Here is a 20,359-nt window from a genome sequence, read left to right as displayed (position 1 = left end):
CTGATAAACCTATCCGACCAAAACAGTGGGGGGTGTGGGATATGTGTTTCGGGGGGGGAGGGTCAAGGACGAAAAGGAAAACGTAAAGGAGGGGGGGGGGGGGGGGGGGCCCCCCCCCCCCCCCCCCCACTGCGTTGTTAGCGGCCCGCCGGACCGGGTAAGGTAAGGGTAACCTCACTAAATGATCTCGGGTGGTGAACCGCGTGTACGTCTGCTCCTGCTTCGGCATCACCGAGCAGCAGGTTCGCGACCACGCGGACACCGGGGCCTGCACCCCTCGCCAGATAGCGTCGGCCTGCAAGGCGGGCACGGACTGCGGGGGCTGCGTCAAGCGCATCCAGGCGCTGCTCGGCCGCGGCGCGTGCCCCCGCCGGGAGCTGCTCGACGAGGGCGAGCCCGCGGCGCTCGGCGCCGAGCCGCCACCGTATGAGCCGCCGCCGTATGAGGCGCCGTATACGGCGGAAGCCGCCTGAGCCTGCCCCGCGCGGAAGCCGCCTGAGCCTGCCCCGCGACGGCCGTCGACGGCCGGTGGTCCGGCTTCCCGCTCCGCTCGGCCGCCGCTTCGGTCAGCTGTCCGGCTGCTCGATGATCTGCGCGATGTAGAGGGCCTCGCCGAGTTTCTCGACCAGCTCCAGCTGCGTGTCGAGGTAGTCGATGTGGTGCTCCTCGTCGGCCAGGATCGACTCGAAGATATTGGCCGAGGTGATGTCGCCCTTGGCCCGCATGACCTCCACCCCGCGCCGGAGCCGGTCGATGGCCTCGACCTCCACCTGCCGGTCGGCCTGGAACATCTCGGTGACCGTCTGGCCGACCCGGACGTGGAAGAGCCGTTGGTAGTTGGGCAGCCCCTCCAGGAACAGGATCCGGTCGGTGAGCAGCTCCGCGTGCTTCATCTCGTCGAACGACTCGGACCGCGTGTACTTCGCGAGCTTGGTCCAGCCGAAGTTCTCCTGCATCTTCGCGTGCAGGAAGTACTGGTTGATGGCGGTCAGCTCGGCGGTCAGCTGCTCATTGAGGAATTCGATGACCTCGGGGTCGCCCTGCATCGCCAAGGCTCCTTCCACGCGGGGACGGGCAAGTTGCGCGCATCCTTCCACCGCCCTCGCGGACCGTCCAGTAAGTGCACGCTTAGTACGAGTTGCCCTAATAGCGGATGTGCTGGTCACGGCCATAGCCGAAGGTCTGACACCATGGCCTCATGGGTCAGTCGCAAAGTCGTGAGGGAGACCACCTCCAGCTGCCCCCGGGCCAGCGGCTGCAGCGCGGCTGGCCGGTGACGCACTACGGACCGGTCCCGAAGTTCCGGCCGGACCGCTGGGAGTTCCGGGTCTTCGGCGCGACGGCGGACGGCGACAAGCACTGCTGGGCGCACGAGGAGTTCGCCTCGCTGCCGTACTCCACCGTTACCGCGGACCTGCACTGCGTCACGAAGTTCAGCATGCTCGGCTCGGAGTGGGGAGGCGTCCCGGCCGCCACGCTCGTGGGCCTCGCGCCGCCCGCGGACGATGTCACCCATGTGATGGTCTGGGCCGAATACGGCTTCAGCTCGAACCTGCGGCTGTCCGACCTCACCAGCGCGCAGACCATCTTCGCCACCCACAAGGACGGCGACCCGCTCACCGCCGAGCACGGCTTCCCGGCCCGGCTCGTGGTCCCGCACCTCTACGCGTGGAAGGGCCCCAAGTGGGTCCGCGGCATCGAGTACATGACCGCCGACCGCCGAGGCTTCTGGGAGGAGCGCGGCTACCACAACATCGGCGACCCCTGGAGCGAGCAGCGCTACTCGTACCAGGAGGAACCGGGCGACGGCCCGGAACTCTAGGCGCTGTCGGCCGGCCCCGGCCCTCCGCTAATCGTCCGCCGGACCGCGCCCGTCGCGCAGCGCCTTCAACCGCGCCACGTCGGCGGCGTGCCCCTCCTTGCCGCCCGGCGTCTCGATCGTCAGCGGTACGCCCTCCGTCGCCGGGTGCGCGAACAGCTCCCGGAACGGCTCGGCCCCGATATGGCCGGACCCGATGTTCTCGTGCCGGTCCTTGTGCGCGCCCACGACGTCCTTGGAGTCGTTGGCGTGGATCAGTTTCAGCCGCCCCTCGCCCACGACCGACACCAGCTCGTCGAGCGTCTGCTTCATCCCGCCGCGGCCGGCCAGATCATGGCCCGCCGCGAAGACATGGCAGGTGTCCAGGCAGACGCCCAGCTTCGGATGGCGCTCCAGCGCGTCGAAGTACGGGCCCAGCTCCCCCACCAGGGAGCAGAGCGAGGCGCCCTGCCCGGCCGTCCCCTCCAGCAGCAGCCACGGGTCGTCCTCGTGGGTCAACTCCTCCAGCAGCGGCAGCAGCCGCTCGCGGACCTGTGCCAGCGCCTCGCTCCGGTGGCGGCCGCCGGTCGCCGCGCCCGTATGGACCACGACGCCCCGCGCCCCGATGTCCCGGCCCCGCCGCAGCGAGTGGCGCAGCGACTCCACGGACCGCTCGGCCGTCGCCTCGGTGTGGGAGCCGAAGTTGATCAGGTACGGCGCGTGGACGTACACGGGCAGGGACCGCTCGGCACAGCCGGCCCGGAACGCCTCGTCCTGCTTCGGGTCGCCCGGCGGCGTCGCCCAGCCGCGCGGGTTGGCGACGAAGACCTGTACGGCCTCCGCGCCCATCTCCGCGGCGTACGGCAGGCCGGTCTTCGCGAGTCCGCCGGCCACGGGGATGTGGCCGCCGACGGGATTGCGCATGAGTCTTCAGAGCCCCTTGAGCGTAATGGTGATCTTGCTGCCCTTGGGGGCTTCGTCGCCGCCCTCGACCGACTGCTTGTCCACGGTGTCCTTCGGGAAGAAGAACGGCTTCTTCACCTCGACCTCGAAGCCGAGGTCGGTCAGCTGCTTCTTGGCGTCGTCCGACTTATCGCCGGTGACGTCCGGGACCTCGACCATCTCCTGGCCCTTGGAGACGGTGAGGGTGACCGTGTCGCCCTTCGCCGCCGGGCTGTCCTTGGCCGGGGACTGCTGGGCGACGTCGCCCTTGTCCTCCTCCGAGAAGACCTGCTCGTCGGCGACCTTCACCTTGAAGCCCGCCTCGCCCAGCTCCTTGCTCGCGTCCTCGACCGAGTCGCCCGTCACCTCCGGGACGCCGATCCGCTTCCCCTTGCTGACGGTGATCGCCACGGCCGTGTCCGGCCTCCGCTCGCTGCCCGGCCGCGGTTCGGTGGTGAGCACCGAGCCCTGGGCCGTCTCGTCGCTGAACTCCTGGCGGACCTTGCCGACCGTCAGCCCCGCGTCCGCGATCTGCTTCTTCGCCTGGTCGAGCGGGATGCCCGAGACATTGGGCACCTTGGTCCGCTCCGGCCCCCGCGAGACGGTCAGGGTCACCGTGCCGTTGTCGCGGACGCGCTCACCCGGCTTGGGGGAGGTGCCGATGACATGGCCGCGCTCCACCACATCGCTGAAGTCCTGCCGGGCCTTCGACTTCAGCCCGGCCTCGTCCAGCTTCCGCTCCGCCTGCGCCCGGGGGAGATCCAGGACGGCCGGGACCTTGGAGAACTGACCGGAATTGATGTACCAGACGCCCGTGCCCAACAGGATCACCAGCACCGCTCCGAGCAGCGCCAGCACCGAGCGGCTCGGCCCGCGACGGCCGCCCGCCACCGCGCCGGCCGGGCCCGCGGGCGGCGCCGGCGGCCGCTCCAGCCGGGTGGTGCGGTCGTACGAGGCGTCGTCCGCCGCCCGGGCTGCCCGCGCCTCGATCGAGCGCGGGATCACGCTCGTACGGTCCTCGGAACCGTCGTGCTCAGCCGTCTGCGCCCGCGGCGGCACCGCGTCCAGCTGCGCGTCGCTCATCGCGGCGCGCGCCGCGCGGGCCAGGCCGAGCAGCTCCACCGCGTCGGCGGGCCGCACCCCGGGGTCGCGGGCGGTGGCGGCGGCCACCAGGTCGTCCAGGACGGCGGGCAGCCCCGGCACCGCCTCGGACGGCGGCGCGACGTCCTCGTGGAGGTGCTGGTAGAGGACCTGCGCCGGGGTGCCGCCGGCGTGCGGCTTGGCGCCGGTCAGCATCTCGTAGAGCACCACGCCGCAGGCGTACACGTCCGCCGGGGTGTCGGCGGTGCCGTGCTCGATCTGCTCGGGGGCGAGGTACGAGACGGTGCCGAGCACGGAGCCCGTCGAGGCGGTGGTGTTGTTGTCCACGGCCCGTACGAGCCCGAAGTCGGCGACCTTGACCCGGCCGTCGTCGCCGATCAGCACGTTCTCGGGCTTCATGTCGCGGTGTACGAAGGACGCCCGGTGGGCGGCGCCGAGCGCGGCGAGGATCGGCTCCAGGATGTCGAGGGCGGCGCGCGGCTGGAGCGCGCCGCGCTCGCGCAGCACGTCGCGCAGCGTGCACCCGGCGATGTACTCCATCGCGAGATAGACGTACGTGCCGTCGGTGCCCTGGTCGAAGACGCCCACCACATTGGGGTGCGCGAGCCTCGCCACCGACTTCGCCTCCCGGATGAACCGGTCGACGAAGGCGCCGTCCGCGGCGAGCGCCGGGTGCATCACCTTGAGCGCGAGCACGCGGTCGAGCCGCGTGTCGACGGCCCGGTAGACCGTGGCCATGCCACCGACGGCGATGCGCGCCTCGACTCGGTAGCGGCCGTCGAGCAGCTGCCCGACGAGGGGGTCCTGAAGGGTCGTGTCCACGGCAGACGAGTCTACGAGCAGTCACCGACAGCTCCGACGCCGCACGCCCGCCGAGGCCGTACTGAAGCCGAACGGTGACAGCGGCGGACACGTACGGACCAGGGAAGACGCGGGGCGGGGCGGGATGGCGGGCGCGTTGGCAGGGGCGGCGCGGGATGCCAGGCGGGATGGCAGGGGCCGCGCGGGACGGCGGGCGTACCGCTGGTCAGAACGCCGGCCGCTCCGGGTCGAGCTCCGCCAGCCCGTCCATGGCCGAGGACGCCCGCGCGAAGTGCCGGCGCGGGATTCGGCCCGCGCGGTACGCGAGCCGGCCCGCCTCGACGGCGTGCCGCATGGCCGCCGCCATCAGCGCCGGCTCCTGCGCGCGGGTCACCGCCGAGGCGAGCATCACCGCGGCGCAGCCCAGCTCCATGGCGAGCGCGGCGTCGGAGGCGGTGCCCGCGCCCGCGTCCAGGACCACCGGGACGCCCGCGCGCTCCGTGATCAGCTGGAAGTTGTGCGGATTGCGGATGCCCAGACCGGAGCCGATGGGCGAGCCCAGCGGCATGATCGCGGCACAGCCCACGTCCTCCAGCTTGCGGGCGAGAACGGGGTCGTCGTTGGTGTACGGCAGCACGGTGAAACCGTCGTCGACGAGGGTCTCGGCGGCGTCCAGCAGCTCGATCGGGTCGGGCAGGAGGGTGCGCTCGTCGGCGACCACTTCGAGCTTGACCCAGTCGGTGCCGAGCGCCTCGCGGGCCAGCCGCGCGGTGAGGACGGCCTCGCCGGCGGTGAAGCAGCCCGCGGTGTTCGGCAGCACCTGGATGCGGTGCCGGGCGAGCACCGACAGCACCGAGCCCTGCACGGTCGCGTCCAGACGGCGCATCGCCACCGTGGTCAGCTCGGTCCCCGAGGCGAGCAGGGAGCGCTCCAGCACGTCCAGGCTGGGCGCACCGCCCGTACCCATGATCAGCCGGGAGCCGAAAACGCGGCCGCCGATGGTCAGCGGGTCCCCGGCCGCCGCGGCTTCCGGGGCCGCCGCGAGGAATGCGGTGTCGGTCATGGTCAGCCTCCCTGTACCGCGGTGAGGACCTCGACGCGGTCGCCGTCGCCGAGCGCGGTGGCCGGCCACTGGCCGCGCGGTACGACGCTCTCGTTGACGGCGGCGGCGATGCCGCTGTGCGCGGTGGTGAGCGTGGCCACCAGCCGGTCCAGGGTCAGACCGGCGGGGATCTCGCGGGGCTCGCCGTTGAGGGAGAGCCGGACGGAGGCGGGCGAAGAGGGCGTCATACGGGCTGCTCCTGAGGTGCGGGGGCCTGGAAACGCTGCGGGGAGAAGGGCAGGGCCGCCGCCGGGAGCCCGCCGCCGGCCAGCACCTCGGCCATCACATCGCCGGTGAACGGGGTCAGCAGCACGCCGTTGCGGTGGTGGCCGGTGGCGATGTGGAGGCCGGGCAGGGCGGACGGGCCGAGCAGCGGGGCGTTGTCGGGGGAGCCGGGGCGCAGCCCGGCGCGGGTCTCGACGAGCGGCAGCTCCGTGATGCCGGGCACCAGTTCGTGGGCGTCGCGCAGCAGCTCGTAGACGCCGCCCGCGGTGACGGTGGTGTCCCAGCCGAGCTCCTCGGTGGTCGCGCCCAGGACCAGCTCGCCGTTCTCACGCGGCACCAGGTAGACGGGGCCGCCGCGCACCACGGCCCGTACGGTCCGGGACAGGAACGGCGCGTACGGGCCGGGCACGCGCAGCCGCAGGACCTGGCCCTTGACCGGGCGGACCGGGGGCACCACGTGCTCGGGCACGCCCGCGAGGCGCGCGCTGTGGCTGCCGGCCGCCAGCACGGTCTGGGCCGCGCCGATCCGGGCGCCGTCGGCCAGCTCGGCGCCGGTCGCCCGGTCCGCCGCGACCGTCAGGCGCCGCGCCTCGGTCCGGTGGAAGACGACTCCGGCGCGCTCGCAGGCCACCAGCAGGGCGCGCGCGAGGCGCCGCGGGTCGGCCTGGTGGTCGCCGTCGACCCGCACACCGCCGCGGACGCCGGGCGCGAGCATCGGCTCCAGCCGGCGGCACTCGCGTCCCGACAGCCACTGCGAGTCGAGGCCGTACCGCTGCTGCAACTCGTGCAGTTCGCGCAGGTGGGCGCGGTCGTCGGCGTCGAGGGCGACGGCGAGCGTGCCGCACGCGCGGTAGCCGATGTCCTGGCCGCTCGCCTCGGTGAGCTCGGCCGCGAACGCCGGGTAGCGGCGGGCGGAGGCCAGGTTGGCGGCGAGCAGATCCTGTTCGCCGTAGTGCAGTTCGGTGACGGCGGCCAGCATCCCGGCCGCGACCTGGGCTGCGCCGCCGCCTGGCTCGGGGTCCGCGACGGCGGTGCGCAGCCCGCGCTGGGCAGCGCGCCAGGCGGTGACCAGGCCGATGATGCCGCCGCCGATGACGAGCACATCGAGAGTGCCGCAGGGCGCCGGGGGCGCCGACCCCGGTGGCTTTGACGGAGACGCGTGCATGGGTGTCCAGCCCCTCCCTTCGCCGGCATGACCCGGATCAGGTTCGTACGGTCGGAGGCCGTCCAGCCTCCCTCTCAGCCCGGTCCGCCCGGGCTCCCGCGAGTGCTCTACCCCGGTCACCCTAGTACGCGCCCCGAATCGGCCGAAAGGGAGTGTCCGATACGGAACCGCGCTCCTACAGGCGCGCAACCGGGCCGCCGCGGGCCCCGGTTGTGGTGGAGATCTCTCTGCGCGACGCTCCGGCACACCATGCCCGCAGCCATACAGTGAGCTGGTGAGCGATCAGACGAATACCACCAGTGACCGGCGTCGCGTCGTGATCGTCGGCGCGGGCGTGGCCGGGGTACAGACCGCCGTCGCCCTCCGCGAACAGGGCTGGGCCGGCGCCATCTCGCTGCTCGGCGCGGAGCCCCATCAGCCCTACGACCGACCCCCGCTCTCCAAGGCCGTGCTGCTCGGCAAGGCCGAGGGCTCCGCCTTCGAGGTGGACTTCGATTCCCTCGGCATCGACCTGCGACTCGGCCGCGAGGTCACCGGGCTGCGGCCCGCGGAGCGCGTCCTGGACACCGCCGACGGCCCCGAGCCCTACGACCGGCTCGTCATCGCCACCGGCGCCGAGCCCGTCGCGCTGCCCGGCAGCGAGGGCGTCCCCGGCGTCCACCTGCTGCGCACTCTGGACGACGCGGTGCGGCTGCGCCCGATCCTCGCCGACCAGCACGACATCGTGGTGGTCGGGGCCGGCTGGATCGGCGCGGAGTTCGCGACGGCCGCGCGCGAGGCGGGCTGCAAGGTGACCGTCGTGGAGGCCGCGGAGCGGCCGCTCGCGGGCGCCCTCCCCGCGGAGGTCGCCGTCCACATGACGCACTGGTACGCGGACTGCGGCGCCGAACTGCTCACCGGCGCCCGGGTCGTCTCCGTCTCGGAGGGCAGCGTGCTGCTGGACGACGGGACCCGGCTGACGGCCGGCGCGGTGGTCGTCGGGATCGGCGCGCGCCCCGCGACCGGCTGGCTGGCGGGGACCGGCATCGAGCTGGCGGCGGACCGGTCCGTGGTCACCGACGAGCGGCTGCGCGCCAGCCTGCCGGACGTCTACGCGGTCGGCGACTGCGCCTCCTTCCCGTCCGCCCGCTACGCCGAGCGGCTGCTGGTGCACCACTGGGACAACGCGCTCCAGGGACCGCGCACCGTCGCCGCCAACATCGCACGCGGCGAGGCCGAGGGGCCACTGTACGACCCGGTGCCCTACTTCTGGTCCGAGCAGTTCGGCCGGTTCGTGCAGTACGCGGGGCACCACGCCGCCGCCGACGAACTCCTGTGGCGGGGTGACCCCGCCACCGCCGCCTGGTCGGTGTGCTGGCTGCGCGAGGGCGTCCTGGTCGCGCTGCTCGCGGTGGGCCGCCCCCGTGACCTGGCCCAGGGGCGCAAGCTCATCGAGCGCGGCGCGCGGCTGGACCAGCGGCAGGCCGCGGACCCGTCGGTGCCGCTGAAGTCCGCGACGGTCTGAGGGGCTGAGAGGCCGGCGGCCTGAGGGACTGAGGGCCCGGTCTCGGCCTCCGGGCGGGCCGGCGCGTGTCCCGGGCGGCGAGCGCCCGGCCGGGACGCGACACGGGCTCCGCGCCCTCGGGCCCTCCCGGCTACCGACTGTCAGTCCTAGATGGCAGGCTTGTCCTGTGACCGAGATTGACGCAAAGACCGATGCTCTCGTCCCCGCCTGGCTCAACCTGCCCGACATCGCCGAACGGCTCGGCATCGAGGTGACGCGCGTCCGGCAGCTGGTCAAGGAAGGCCAGGTGATCGCGGTGCGCCGTGGCGAGAACAGGGTGCTCCAGGTGCCCGCCGACTTCATCGGCGACGCCAAGGTCGTCAAGGGCCTGGCCGGCACCTTGACGCTCCTGCGGGACGACGGCTTCAGTGATGTGGAGATGCTGGAGTGGCTCTTCACCCCCGACCCGACCCTGCCCGGCACGCCGGCGCAGGCCCTGCGGGAGAATCGTGGCACGGAGGTGAAGCGTCGAGCCCAGGCGCTCGCCGTCTGAGCACACCGGGCCTGGGCGCTCGCCGCCCGACCCCCGCCGAATACGCCGCTCGCCGGCTGATCCGTCCGTAGGCGCATCAGCCCGCAGCCGCACATCAGTTACATGTCCGACCGTCCGGTGTACGGGCCGGGGCCGCGCGCCACGGCCCGTACACCGCCGACCCGGGGGGAAACCGCCGCATGTCCGCCACAGGTGCCACAGACACCACCGATGCCGCAGGACTCCTGGACGCCGCAGCGGGCTCAGCCGCGACAGGCACCGCCGGGGCCGGGGCGACCGGCGCCGTTCCTGCGGCCCGCGAGGCTCAGGCGACCGCGCGGGAGCGGCTCGCCGACGCCCGGCTCTATCTGTGCACCGACGCGCGCAAGCGCCAGGGCGACCTGCCGGAGTTCCTCGACGCGGTCCTCTCCTCGGGCGTCGACATCGTCCAGCTGCGGGACAAGGGCATGGAGGCGGGGGAGGAGCTGGAGCACCTCGCGGTCCTCGCCGCCGCCGCCCGCCGCCACGGCAAGCTCGTCGCCGTCAACGACCGGGCCGACGTCGCGCACGCCATCGCCTCCGACGTGCTGCACCTGGGCCAGGGCGACCTGCCGGTGCCGGCCGCGCGGGCGATACTCGGCGCGGACGTGCTGATCGGCCGCTCCACCCACGCCGAGTCCGAGGTGGCCGCCGCGGCCGTCGAGCCGGGTGTGGACTACTTCTGCACCGGCCCCTGCTGGCCCACCCCGACCAAGCCGGGCCGGCCCGCCCCGGGGCTCCCACTCGTGCGCTACGCCGCCTCGCTGGCGCCCGTACGCCCCTGGTTCGCGATCGGCGGCATCGACGCCTCGAACCTGGACGAGGTGCTGGCAGCGGGCGCCCGGCGGGCCGTCGTGGTGCGCGCCATCACCGAGGCCGACGACCCGGGAGCCGCCGCGGCCGGTCTCGCCGAGCGCATCCGCGGATACGGAGCGTGAGGTCGCGAGGCGGCGCGCGACCGCCCCGAAGGCCCGCGGGTGTCCAAGGGGTGGACAAGATCGTGGCGAAAGCTCGGCTGAGGCTTGGTGAAAGCTTGCCGAAACGGTCATAACGCGAGACAGGGTTGGGGGCCCGACAGACCCCGGTTAACCTGCCCGTATGGCCCTTGGCACACCTTCCACCAGGACAGACCGCGCACGCACGGTGCGTGACCTGCTCGCCTCCGGTGAGCGGTCCTTCTCCTTCGAGTTCATGGCCCCGAAAACCGAGAAGGGCGAGCGGACGCTGTGGAACGCCATCCGCCGGGTCGAGGCGGTCGCGCCGACCTTCGTCTCCGTGACCTACGGCGCGGGCGGTTCGTCCCGTGAGGGGACAGTGCGGGCCACCGAGCGGATCGCCACCGACACCACGCTCACCCCCGTCGCCCACCTCACCGCCGTCAACCACTCGACGGCGGAACTGCGCAACGTCATCGGGCAGTACGCGGACGCCGGCATCCGCAACATGCTCGCCCTCCGCGGCGACCCGCCCGGCGACCCGCTCGGCGACTGGGTCGCGCACCCCGAAGGCGTCACGTACGCGGCCGAACTGGTGCGCCTCATCAAGGAGTCCGGCGACTTCTGCGTCGGTGTGGCGGCCTATCCCGAGATGCACCCGCGCTCCATCGACTGGGACACCGACGTCCGCCATTTCGTCGACAAGTGCCGCGCCGGGGCGGATTTCGCCATCACACAGATGTTCTTCGATGCCGAGGACTACCTCCGGCTGCGGGACCGCGTCTCGGCGGCGAGTTGTGCGACACCGATCATTCCGGAGATCATGCCCGTCACGAACGTGCGGCAGATCGAGCGGTTCGCGCAGCTCAGCAATGCCGCGTTCCCGGCGGAGTTGGCGAACCGGATCCTCGCGGTCAAGGACGACCCGGCCGCTGTACGCTCAATCGGTATCGAGTACGCCACGGAGCTGTGCGCCCGGCTGATGGCGGAGGAAATCCCCGGGCTCCACTTCATTACCCTGAACCACTCCACGGCGACGCTGGAAATCTACGAGAATCTGGGACTGCATCAGCGGTCCTGACGGCCTGTCCGGTGAGCGGCGGCCGCACGAGAGGGGCGTAAATGGGCTGGGCGGTCCTCTACATCGCGTTCGGCGTCGTTGCCCTCTGGCTGCTGAGCGAAGTACTGCTGCAGCACAAGGCGCGGCTGCGCTGGAGACTGCTCGCCTTCTTCGGCTTCCTCGGCGTGGTCGTCGGGGTGGTCCTCCCCTCCGTGCCGGTGATCGCGGTGGGCGCCATCGCCTTCGCGGTCGGGCAGACCTATGTGACGCTCTCCTTCCGCCGCGGCTTCTCCGAGGGATGGGCGATCGGCGGCAAGCCGACCGCCAGGAGGCGGCGCAAGTCCCCCCGGTCCGCGCCGGTCTCCGAGCCCAAGCTCCAGGTCAGCGACGTCGAAGCGGGACCGGTCGAGGAGGGCGCGGACGAGGTCGGCGCCATGGCCGGCGGAAGCCCTGACGGGGGCGCGGCCCAGGCGCCGCCGGCGGAGCAGACCGCGCAGATGCCGCCGATCGCGCACGCCGAGGACGTCTTCCAGCCGCAGCCGGTGCCGACGGAGAACGACCAGTACGGCGGCTACGGCCAGGGCGGGTACGCGGCGGACCCAGCGGCGAGTTACGGCACGTACGACGCCTACAGCGGCTACGCCCCGCAGGGCGACGGGACCGGGGCCCAGGACCCTTACGCCGCCGGGCAGTTCGACTACGGCCAGCAGCAGTACGCCGCGTACTCCGACCCGTACATCGGCTCGGCCCAGCAGCCGTCCTACGACCAGTACGCGCCCTACACGCAACAGCAGAACGACCCGGGCCCGTGCCCCGGCGGCGGCTACGCCCCCCAGGCGTACGGGCCCGACGGCTACCCCGTGCCGCAGCAGCAGTACGACGCCGACACCCCGCCCGGCGGGGTCTGGGTGCCGCAGCAGCGCGGCGCCGACCTCCCCCGGACGCCGGACCAGCAGCAGCCCGCGCCCTACCCGTACGAGGAGCAGCAGCCGGGGCCCGGCGCGGGCCACGAGAGCGGGCACGGCCCGGGCTACGACGAGCGCTACCGCTACTGAGCCGAGGGGCCCCGGCCCCGTGGCACATGGGTGGCACGGGCGGCCGGGCGGCACGGGCGTTGAGCGGACGCGCCGGCGGTACGGGCGTCCCGGGCGGCCGCCCCGGCGTCCGTACCGCAGCAGCGGGCTACTGGGAGCCGCGCCAGTCGGCCCCGTCCACGATCAGCCCGGCCACCAGCGCACCCGACATGCCCGCGTGCGCGAGCCCGCCGCCCGGATGGGACCAGCCGCCCGCGAGATACAGCCCCGGCAGCCGTGTGGCGTTGCCGGGCCGCAGGAACGCGCCGTCCCCGCCGGCCAGTACGGGCCCGGGCACCGCGCCGTCCGGCGCTCCGGTCTCGGCGGCGGTGTCCACCGGCGTACGGACCTCGCGCCACAGCGTCCGCTCGCGCAGCCCCGGAACCGCCGCCTCGGCGGCCGCCATGATCCGGTCGGCGCAGCTCTCGGCGGCCTCGGCGTCCCGCCAGTCCACCGGGCCGCCGTGCGGAGCGACCGCCGCCGTCAGCGTGACGGCCTCGTGGCCGTCGTCCGGGCGGGTGGTGGGGTCGTCCGGGCGCAGCACGGTCACCGTCGGCCGCTCGCAGGGAGCGCGCACCCCCTGGCCGTCGCCGCCGCCGACGCCGGCCCCGAAGACCCCCGTCAACTCGGCCGCGCGATCGAGGGCGTGGACCACCGTCCGGTGCGCCGCGCACGCGGGGCGCGCACCGCGCACCGCTAGGCAGACCGTGAACCGCCCCGCGCCCCGGCCCCCGGCGCAGGGCCCCGGCCGTACGTCTTCGTCCCGCCAGGGCTCCGTCCCGCCGAGCATCGGCGCCAGGAGCGCCGGATCGACGCCGCAGACCACGGAGTCCGCCGCCACGACGGCCCCGTCGGCCAGCTCGATCCCGGCCGCCCGGCCGTCTTTCTCGATGATCCGCGTCACCTCGGCACCGAAGGCGAACTCCACCTTCCGCGCGCGGCACCGCTCATGCAGCGCGTCGGCCAGCGCCCGCATCCCGCCGCGCACATACCAACTGCCGAACGTCTGCTCCAGATAGGGCAGTGCCGTGGCGCTCGCGGGCGCGCCGCGGGGATCGAGGCCGTACGCCAGGGCGTAGCTCTCCAGGAGGGCGACGAGGCGCGGGTCCTTGAGCTCCCGCCGGGCGACGGACGCCAGCGTCGCCGGGCCGCCGTCCCGCCGGAACAGTCCGCGCTTGCGGGGCGCCGGATACGGATCGCGGCCCAGCGCCTGCCAGTCCGCCCGCAGCGGCTCCTCCAGGAGCGGCCGGCGCGTCGCGTCCCAGACCTCGCGCGCCCGGTTGACGAGATCGCTCCACCGCTCGCCCGTGCCCCCGCCGACCGCCTCGTCCAGGGCCCGTACGACGCCCGCCCGCGAGGCGTTGGGCAGGGAGAGGACCGTGCCGTCCGCGAAGACGTGCCGGCTCGCCGGGTCGACCTGGGACAGCTCGACGCTCTGCTCCAGCGACTCCTTGCCGGTCTTGACGAACAGATCGCGGTAGACCGCCGGGAGGTGCAGCAGCCCCGGCCCGGTGTCGAAGGCGAAGCCGTCCCGGGCGAGGCGCCGCACACCGCCGCCGTGTGTGTCCCCGCGCTCGTACACCGCCACCCGGTGGCCCGCGACGGCCAGCCTGGCGGCGGCCGCCATCGCGCCCATCCCCGCGCCGATCACCGCAATCCTTGCCATGCCCGTGACTGTATCCGGCACCACTGACAACGCGTGCGGCCGCCGGACGGCCCGGTCCCCGCGGCCTGCCCGACGGCCCCCGCCGCCCGTAGCCGGTGCCGGACGGGCCCACCGGAATCGACTGCTGCCGAGGGCCCCGGACCGGCGGCCGTGGGGGTGAGCACTCAGGTCTGAGTACATGTACTCAGACGGTGAGATGAGTAGATGCACGGATGGGCCGCGACCTGCGTGGAAGGGAGAGTAGTGACCACGGAAAGGGCGCAGCGCCGAAACCGCCGACACGGGGCGGCGGAAACGGTGGGCGCCCTGGAAGGAACGGCGGGGCACCACGGGGGAAACGATGGTGCTCTGCCGGGAACGGGGGTTCCACGGGGGAAACGGGGGAACGCCGTGTTCCGGCGCGGGCCGAGGGGGGACCGGTCCGCGCCGGAACAGCGTTGCCCCCGGGCTACCGGGGGCTGCCGCTGATCCGCCCCTGCAACAGCCGGGACAGGGCCGCGTGCACATCCTCCAGGGAGCGCTCCGGCTGGAACGACTGCCAGTCCAACGCGGCCACCAGCACCATCCCGAACAGCGCCGACGCCGTCAGCGGGATATCGATCTCCTTGCTCAGCTCGCCGCCGGCCACCGCCTCCCGCAGCACGCACTCGATCACGGATATCGCCTGCTGCCGCACCTGCATCAAGGTGGACTGCCAGGCGCGGTTGGTGCGCCACAGCTCGGCCACGTACAGCTGGGTGAGCGAGGGGTAGCGGGCGATGAAGTCGAGCCCGGCCCGGATCATGGCGTCCAGCGCGTCGACCCTGCTGCCGCCGTGGGCCGCCGTCTCGTCGGCGGCCCGCTGGAGCGAGGAACTGAGCAGTTCGATGCCGTGTCGCAGCAACTCCTCGAACAGCACGCTCTTGCTCGCGAAGTTGTAGTAGATCGTGCCCTTCGCCACCCCGGCCCGCTCGGCGATCTCGTCCACCGTCGTGGAGGAGAACCCCTGTTCGGCGATGAGGGTCACGGCCGCCTCGAAGAGCTTTCGCCGGGTGGCCTGCCGACGGCTGTCGGCCGGGGGCCGAGGCGTCACTCTCCGGATTGCTGCAGCGCTGCTGTTCATGGTGCTGATTCTGCCTGGCGTCGCGGCATGCCTGGTCACAGGGACAGCTCCGGGTGCAGCCGGTTCACGGTCCACACCTGTTTGCGGCGGGCCGTCCACGCGGTCAGCGCCAGCGCGCCCACCGTGAACGCGGCCAGCACGGCGCACGCCTGCCAGACCGGCCCCAGCCCGCCGCCGGTGATCAGCCGGCGCAGTCCGTCGACGACGTAGCTCATCGGCAGGAAAGGATGGAGCGCGCCGAAGAACCCCGGACTGGTCTGGACGGGATAGGTGCCGCCCGCCGACGTCAACTGGAGCATCAGCAGCGCCAGTACGAGAATCCGGCCCGCCGGCCCGAACTGGGCGTTGAGCCACTGCACGATCGCGCAGAAGCACGCGGTGACCAGCAGCAGGAAGCCGAGCGTGCCCGCCGGCCGCACCATCTCCAGACCGAGGCTCCAGTGCAGCACCGCCAGCAGGGCGCCCACTTGGAGCACCCCGATCGCCGCGACGGGCAGCCAGCCGGCCAGCCCGATGCGCCAGGCGGCGGCGCCCGCCGCGAGCGCCCGCCGGTTGAGGGGCTGGATCAGCATGTACGCCACCATCGCGCCGACCCACAGGGAGAGCGGGATGAAGTACGGGGCGAAGCCGGTGCCGTAGTTGGGCGCCTTGTGCATCGCCTGGGACGCCAGCTTCACCGGATCGGCCATCACCTCGCTGCGCGCGTCCCGGTCCTTCTTGCCGTAGTCGGGGATCTTCCCGACCCCGTCGTGCAGCCCGTCGGCCAGTTCGGTGGAGCCGTCCGAGAGCTTGAACAGCCCGCCGCGCAGGGTGTCCGCGCCGCTGTGCAGCTTCCCGATGCCCGAGTCGAGGTCCGCGGCCCCGTCCTTGGCGTCGGCCAGCCCCGAGTGGAGCCGGCCCGCGCCCGCGTGGATCTTCCCGGCGCCGTCGGACACCTTGTGGGCGCCGGAGTTGAGAGCGTTGATCTTGGCGATGGCGGTGTCGACGTCCTTGCCGAGGTGCGGTGCGTTGTCCGCCAGCCACACCGCCTTGCCGTGCCACTCGTCCAGGCTGTCGCCGAGCTCCTTGAGGCCCGCGGTGTTCTTCCGTACGAAGGTGCTGACGTCCTCCGCGACGTCCGCCGCCGTGCCGGCGGCGGCCACCGACGCCTTGAGCGCCGGGCAGGACGGATCGGGCGCGGGCGCGCCGGCCGCGCAGCGCCGCTCGTAGTCGGCGGTGAGCGTCCGGGCGGCCTTACGGGCGTCGGTCGCGGCCTTGGCGGCGTCGGCCGGGAGCGTCCTGAGCGCGTCGCGCGCCGCGCGGGAGGCGTCGGCCACCGACCGCGAGACGTCGCCGATCTCCGCGCCGTGCTTCTTGAGGAACGGCCCGACGTCCTTGGCGAGGCCGTTCGCCCGGTCCGCGAGCTGCTGGGTGCCGTCCGCGACCTGCCCGGCGCCCTTGTGCAGCGTGCCGGTCGAGGCGTCGAGGGCGCCCGCGCCCGTGTGCAGCTTGGTGACGCCGTCCTTGAGGGTGCCGCTGCCGCGCTGCGCGCCGGCGAGCCCCTTGGTGAGCTCGCCGGCGCCCTGCTTCGCCCGGCCGATGCCGTCGCCGAGCCGGTCCGCGCCGTCCGCGGCCTGCTGGGTCTTGCCATGGAGGTCGGAGAAGGAGACGAAGATCTTGTCGTAGAACGACCGGGACGCCTTGGTGGAGGCCGCGGCGCGCACCTCCGCGAACACCGTCCGGGAGATCTGCCCGACGATGTAGTTGTTGGAGTCGTTCGTACGGACGCGCAGCGCGCCGGTCTCCGGGGACTCGCCGGAGCTGGAGGCGACCTGCGAGCTGAAGTCGTCGGGCACGGTGAGGGAGAGGTAGTACGTGCCGTCGGCGACGCCCTTGCGGGCCTCGGCGGCGCTCGTCTCGTGCCAGTCGAACGAGTCGCTGTGCCGCAGCCCCTTGACGATGTCGTCTCCCGCCGTCAGCTCGCGGCCGTCCACGGAGGCGCCGCGGTCGGAGTTGACGAGGGCCACCGGGACCTTGTCGAGCCGCCCGTACGGATCCCAGAAGGACCACAGGTAGAGCGCGCCGTACAGCAGCGGCAGCAGCATCAGGGCGGCGAGCGCGGCCCTCGGGAGCCGCCCCCTGCCGAACCGCTTGAGTTCAAGAGCGGCCAGTTTCGGCGAACGCATCGGCCGCCCCCTCCTCGTCGTCGCCGTCAGCGGACGCTGCGGCCCCCGCCGGCTGTCCGGGCATGTCATCGGCGGCTCGGGCCTCCGGCTCGGTCCGCGGCGCGGTCGAGACGACGACCGCGTCCGGCGGGGCCTCGGAGCACACCGTGAGCACGGTCGTGCCGTCCCCGGCGATGGAGCGCAGCAGCGCCCACGCCTCGGCGCGCTCCGCGGCCGAGAGCTTCAGATCGGCGTCGTCGACCGCCAGCAGGCGCGGCCGGGCGATCAGCGCGAGCGCCACGGACAGGCGCAGCGCCTCCAGCCGCTCAAGGTCCCGTACGGCCGTACGCTCCCCCTTCACCAGCGCGCCGGGGTCGAGTCCGGCCCCGCGCAGCGCGGCGTCGATCCCGTCGCGCGCCTCGGCGGAGCGCTCGGCGCGCGGTCGCAGCAGCGCGCGCAGCGAACCGCCGAATCGCCGCCGCAGCAGCGCGCGTTCCCGCAGATGCTCGGCGACGGTCAGCGCGGGGTCGAGTTCGCTGACCCCCGGCACGTGGGCGAGCGCGCTGATCCGCCGCACGGCCGCCATCTGCTGGGGAAGCGCCAGGCCGGCGACCGCCGCACGGCCCGCCGTGGAACGCATACGTCCGGTGAGCGCGAGCAGGAGACAGGTGCGGCCCGATCCGGAGGGCCCTTCGACGGCGATGAGTGAGCCGGGGTCCGCGGAGACGCGCACATCGCGGAACGTCCAGCCGCGCGGCCCCTCGGCGCCGAACCCCTCCGCCGTGATCGACGCCCCGGGCGGGGTGCTGTTCACAAGCCCTCCCTTGAACTGACCAGTCAGTGCAAAAAGTATGCCGCACTCTGATCATCCACCGTCAACTGGGGTTGGCTCAAGGGGTGTTCGTGCAGGTCAGGGCCGATTGTCAGTGGTGTGCCCCACGATGGGCACATACGGCGGTCATGCCATCACTCAACGGGCCGCCACACGACGACAGGAGGTTCGTCATGGCCGGTACCGCGAGCGACGTCCACCCCGTGCTGCGCCGCGCTGCGGCCCCGCCCGCCGCGCTCGACCTGCTCACCCAGGCCCACCAGGGACTGGCTGAGGCCGCCGACCTCGAAGCCCCCAACGAGCGTTACGCCACCGCGCACCTCGCCGCCCTGCGCACCGCGGCCGCCGTGCTGGCCGTCCGCGGCCGGCCCGAGACCACGGCCCGGCACCGGCGGCGGATCCGCAGCGCCTGGGAGGTGCTGCCCGAAGTCGCGCCGGAACTCACCGAATGGAGCGCGCTGTTCGCCTCGGGTGCGCTGCGCCGGGCCCGCGCGGAGGCGGGCATACCGTCCGCGGCGAGCTGCCGCGACGCAGACGACCTGCTGCGCGACGCCGCCATGTTCCTGCGCCTGGTGGAGCGGATGCTGGTGCTCCAGCCCGCCCTGCCGCGGCAGGCGGCGGCGGAGCGCGACAAGGCGGGCTGACTCCGGGGCCGCGCGGGGGCACACGCGGGGGCACACGCGGGGCGGGACCGGCCGGGCCCGCCGTAGGCAATAGGCTGGGGACGCCGACGTCAGTTACTCGTCGTCGCCGCCGAGGCGGCGGCGACACCGCGCCGAGGAGCCACCCGCCGTGTCAGACCCGCAGCGCCCCCGGGCGTCCCTCCGTACCGCCGTGGTCTGGGATGTCCTCGAAGACGCCTTGGACCGCAGGGGCAAGGCCGCAGGCAAGGGCGAGGCGGGCGTCCTCGACGTGCTGGACACCGGCGGCGGCACCGGCAACTTCGCCGTGCCGGTCGCCCGGCTCGGCCACCGCGTCACCGTCGTCGACCCCAGCCCCAACGCGCTCTTCGCGCTGGAGCGCCGGGCCGCCGAGGCCGGGGTCGCCGAGCGCGTGCGCGGCGTCCAGGGCGACGTCCATGGTCTGTTCGACGTCGTCGAGCGCGGCGGCTACGACGTGGTCCTGTGCCACGGCGTGCTGGAGTACGTGGACGACCCCGCCGAGGACCTGCGCAACGTCGTCGACGCGCTCCGCCCCGCGGGCACCCTCAGCCTGCTCGCCGCCGGGCTGGGCGGCGCCGTGCTCGCCCGCGCCCTCGCGGGCCACTTCACCGAGGCGCGGCAGGCGCTCACCGACCCGGCCGGGCGCTGGGGCGACGGGGACCCGGTGCCGCACCGCTTCACCGCCGAGACGCTCTCCGAGCTGATCGGCGAGGCCGGGCTGGAGGTCACCGCCGTGCACGGCGTGCGCGTCTTCGCCGACCTGGTGCCCGGTGTGCTGGTCGACACCGAGCCCGGCGCGATGGAGGCCCTGCTGCGACTCGAAGCGGCGGTCGCCGAGCTCCCCGCCTTCCACTCCGTCGCCACCCAGCTGCACGTGCTCGCCGAGCGCGGCTGACCGCACGCCATCCGCCGCAGGCCACCCGATCAGCCGCTTCGCCCCGTATGATCGGGGTACACCGTCCGGCATGGCGGATCGGCGGGTGGGGAATGCACGTTCCGACAGCTTCGATTGTCACACCGGCAACGGTGGGTAATTGGCGCAGAGGGGCGGGTATCACGGGGGCGATTCCCTGCCTATCCTGAAAGGGTCGCACCCCGGTCGCCCCCCGCGACCGACGAGTAGGAGGACTCCGTGCCGCTCTCGGAGCACGAGCAGCGCATGCTCGAGCAGATGGAGCGAGCGCTGTACGCCGAAGATCCCAAATTCGCGACAGCGCTTGAGGGTAGCGGCCTGCGCACGTACACCCGGCGACGGGTCTACCAGGCGGTCGCGGGTTTTCTGGTGGGTATCGCGCTCCTCATGGCCGGAATGGTCGCCCAGCAGATCTGGATCAGCGTGGTGGGCTTCCTCGTCATGCTGGGGTGCGCGGTGCTCGCGGTCACGGGATGGCGCAAAGCGCCGAAACCGGGTGAACAGCGGGCGTCGGACGCCGCTGCGGGTGGCCCTGCGACCGCCCGCCGCCAGCCCCGTCAGCGCCGGTCCGTGATGGGGCGCATCGAGGAGCGCTGGCAGCGCCGCCGCGACGAACAGGGCCACTGAGTCCCGACATCTTCCACACGGGCGCGGGGGGGGGGGGGGGGGGGGGGGGGGGGGGGGGGGGGGGGTTGGTGGGGGGGGGGGGGGGGGGGGGGGGGGGGGGGGGGGGGGGGGGGGGGGGGGGGGGGGGGGGGGGGGGGGGGGGGGGGGGGGGGGGCGG

At 73.5% G+C, this 20,359-nt stretch carries 20 protein-coding genes and 1 riboswitch; of the genes, 10 read left to right on the top strand and 10 right to left on the bottom strand.

Going from position 1 to position 20,359, the window contains the following annotated elements; genetic code table 11:
• The first annotated feature begins 203 nt into the window (after window positions 1-203).
• The gene (locus tag AC07AB_RS39535; protein ID WP_478577390.1) at window positions 204-473 is read left to right on the top strand and encodes a (2Fe-2S)-binding protein; all 270 of its coding nucleotides are present in this window, start codon (window positions 204-206) and stop codon (window positions 471-473) included.
• A 93-nt stretch (window positions 474-566) separates the two neighbouring features.
• Here the strand turns inward: AC07AB_RS39535 and bfr are convergent, their stop codons facing one another.
• Window positions 567-1,046, bottom strand: coding sequence for a bacterioferritin (gene bfr / locus AC07AB_RS39530; protein WP_384397377.1), 480 nt, complete (start codon window positions 1,044-1,046; stop codon window positions 567-569).
• Window positions 1,047-1,198: 152 nt separating this feature from the next.
• Here bfr and AC07AB_RS39525 point away from each other — a divergent pair, with 152 nt between their 5' ends.
• A complete protein-coding gene (locus AC07AB_RS39525) occupies window positions 1,199-1,822 on the top strand; it encodes a sulfite oxidase-like oxidoreductase (protein WP_478577388.1) in 624 nt (207 codons plus the stop codon).
• 27 nt (window positions 1,823-1,849) lie between these two features.
• Here AC07AB_RS39525 and AC07AB_RS39520 read toward each other — a convergent pair whose 3' ends face one another.
• The 5 genes from AC07AB_RS39520 to thiO form a co-directional block, all read right to left on the bottom strand.
• Entirely contained in the window at window positions 1,850-2,722 is an 873-nt protein-coding gene (locus AC07AB_RS39520; protein ID WP_478577386.1) for a deoxyribonuclease IV, read from the bottom strand.
• Window positions 2,723-2,728: 6 nt separating this feature from the next.
• Window positions 2,729-4,663 (bottom strand): Stk1 family PASTA domain-containing Ser/Thr kinase, encoded by a 1,935-nt coding sequence (gene pknB, locus AC07AB_RS39515; RefSeq protein ID WP_478577383.1) that lies wholly within the window; start codon window positions 4,661-4,663, stop codon window positions 2,729-2,731.
• A 205-nt stretch (window positions 4,664-4,868) separates the two neighbouring features.
• Window positions 4,869-5,705: a thiazole synthase gene (locus AC07AB_RS39510; protein ID WP_478577380.1), complete on the bottom strand. Its 837-nt coding sequence runs from the start codon at window positions 5,703-5,705 to the stop codon at window positions 4,869-4,871.
• 2 nt (window positions 5,706-5,707) lie between these two features.
• The gene (gene thiS, locus AC07AB_RS39505) at window positions 5,708-5,932 is read right to left on the bottom strand and encodes a sulfur carrier protein ThiS (protein ID WP_478577378.1); all 225 of its coding nucleotides are present in this window, start codon (window positions 5,930-5,932) and stop codon (window positions 5,708-5,710) included.
• Window positions 5,929-7,134: a glycine oxidase ThiO gene (gene thiO, locus AC07AB_RS39500; protein WP_478577375.1), complete on the bottom strand. Its 1,206-nt coding sequence runs from the start codon at window positions 7,132-7,134 to the stop codon at window positions 5,929-5,931. The genes thiS and thiO overlap by 4 nt, the downstream gene beginning before the upstream one ends.
• Window positions 7,132-7,244, bottom strand: a riboswitch (TPP riboswitch). It overlaps the preceding gene by 3 nt.
• A 164-nt stretch (window positions 7,245-7,408) precedes the next feature.
• On the opposite strand from thiO, the gene AC07AB_RS39495 reads away from it, so the two are divergent.
• The 5 genes from AC07AB_RS39495 to AC07AB_RS39475 all read left to right on the top strand — a co-directional run bounded on the left by AC07AB_RS39495 (window position 7,409) and on the right by AC07AB_RS39475 (window position 12,238).
• Window positions 7,409-8,638: an NAD(P)/FAD-dependent oxidoreductase gene (locus AC07AB_RS39495; RefSeq protein ID WP_478577372.1), complete on the top strand. Its 1,230-nt coding sequence runs from the start codon at window positions 7,409-7,411 to the stop codon at window positions 8,636-8,638.
• 166 nt (window positions 8,639-8,804) lie between these two features.
• On the top strand, window positions 8,805-9,170 hold the full coding sequence (locus AC07AB_RS39490) for an Rv2175c family DNA-binding protein (protein WP_478577370.1): 366 nt from the start codon (window positions 8,805-8,807) through the stop codon (window positions 9,168-9,170).
• A 179-nt stretch (window positions 9,171-9,349) separates the two neighbouring features.
• Window positions 9,350-10,126: a thiamine phosphate synthase gene (gene thiE / locus AC07AB_RS39485; RefSeq protein ID WP_478577367.1), complete on the top strand. Its 777-nt coding sequence runs from the start codon at window positions 9,350-9,352 to the stop codon at window positions 10,124-10,126.
• 160 nt (window positions 10,127-10,286) lie between these two features.
• Window positions 10,287-11,204 (top strand): methylenetetrahydrofolate reductase [NAD(P)H], encoded by a 918-nt coding sequence (metF, locus tag AC07AB_RS39480; RefSeq protein ID WP_478577365.1) that lies wholly within the window; start codon window positions 10,287-10,289, stop codon window positions 11,202-11,204.
• Between the two features lie 41 nt (window positions 11,205-11,245).
• Window positions 11,246-12,238 (top strand): hypothetical protein, encoded by a 993-nt coding sequence (locus AC07AB_RS39475; protein ID WP_478577363.1) that lies wholly within the window; start codon window positions 11,246-11,248, stop codon window positions 12,236-12,238.
• Between the two features lie 127 nt (window positions 12,239-12,365).
• Here the strand turns inward: AC07AB_RS39475 and AC07AB_RS39470 are convergent, their stop codons facing one another.
• The 4 genes from AC07AB_RS39470 to AC07AB_RS39455 all read right to left on the bottom strand — a co-directional run bounded on the left by AC07AB_RS39470 (window position 12,366) and on the right by AC07AB_RS39455 (window position 17,982).
• The gene (locus tag AC07AB_RS39470) at window positions 12,366-13,922 is read right to left on the bottom strand and encodes a phytoene desaturase family protein (protein WP_478577360.1); all 1,557 of its coding nucleotides are present in this window, start codon (window positions 13,920-13,922) and stop codon (window positions 12,366-12,368) included.
• Between the two features lie 448 nt (window positions 13,923-14,370).
• Window positions 14,371-15,024 carry a TetR/AcrR family transcriptional regulator gene (locus AC07AB_RS39465; RefSeq protein ID WP_478577358.1) on the bottom strand — a complete coding sequence of 218 codons (654 nt, stop codon included), beginning with the start codon at window positions 15,022-15,024 and terminating at the stop codon, window positions 14,371-14,373.
• A gap of 35 nt (window positions 15,025-15,059) precedes the next feature.
• Entirely contained in the window at window positions 15,060-17,189 is a 2,130-nt protein-coding gene (locus AC07AB_RS39460) for a YhgE/Pip family protein (protein ID WP_478577356.1), read from the bottom strand.
• Entirely contained in the window at window positions 17,161-17,982 is an 822-nt protein-coding gene (locus tag AC07AB_RS39455; RefSeq protein WP_478577354.1) for an ATP-binding cassette domain-containing protein, read from the bottom strand. The genes AC07AB_RS39460 and AC07AB_RS39455 overlap by 29 nt, the downstream gene beginning before the upstream one ends.
• Window positions 17,983-18,128: 146 nt before the next feature.
• Here AC07AB_RS39455 and AC07AB_RS39450 point away from each other — a divergent pair, with 146 nt between their 5' ends.
• From AC07AB_RS39450 to AC07AB_RS39440, 3 genes are all read left to right on the top strand, one after another.
• On the top strand, window positions 18,129-18,644 hold the full coding sequence (locus AC07AB_RS39450; RefSeq protein WP_478577351.1) for an SAV_6107 family HEPN domain-containing protein: 516 nt from the start codon (window positions 18,129-18,131) through the stop codon (window positions 18,642-18,644).
• 148 nt (window positions 18,645-18,792) lie between these two features.
• Complete coding sequence (locus AC07AB_RS39445; RefSeq protein ID WP_478577348.1) at window positions 18,793-19,557, top strand: methyltransferase; 765 nt, start codon at window positions 18,793-18,795, stop codon at window positions 19,555-19,557.
• Between the two features lie 237 nt (window positions 19,558-19,794).
• Entirely contained in the window at window positions 19,795-20,202 is a 408-nt protein-coding gene (locus tag AC07AB_RS39440) for a DUF3040 domain-containing protein (protein ID WP_478577345.1), read from the top strand.
• Window positions 20,203-20,359 lie beyond the last annotated feature (157 nt).

Source organism: Streptomyces sp. NPDC044033, assembly GCF_056434425.1.
Note: the sequence above shows the minus strand (reverse complement) of the source record. Positions and strands in the feature narration are given on the sequence as shown.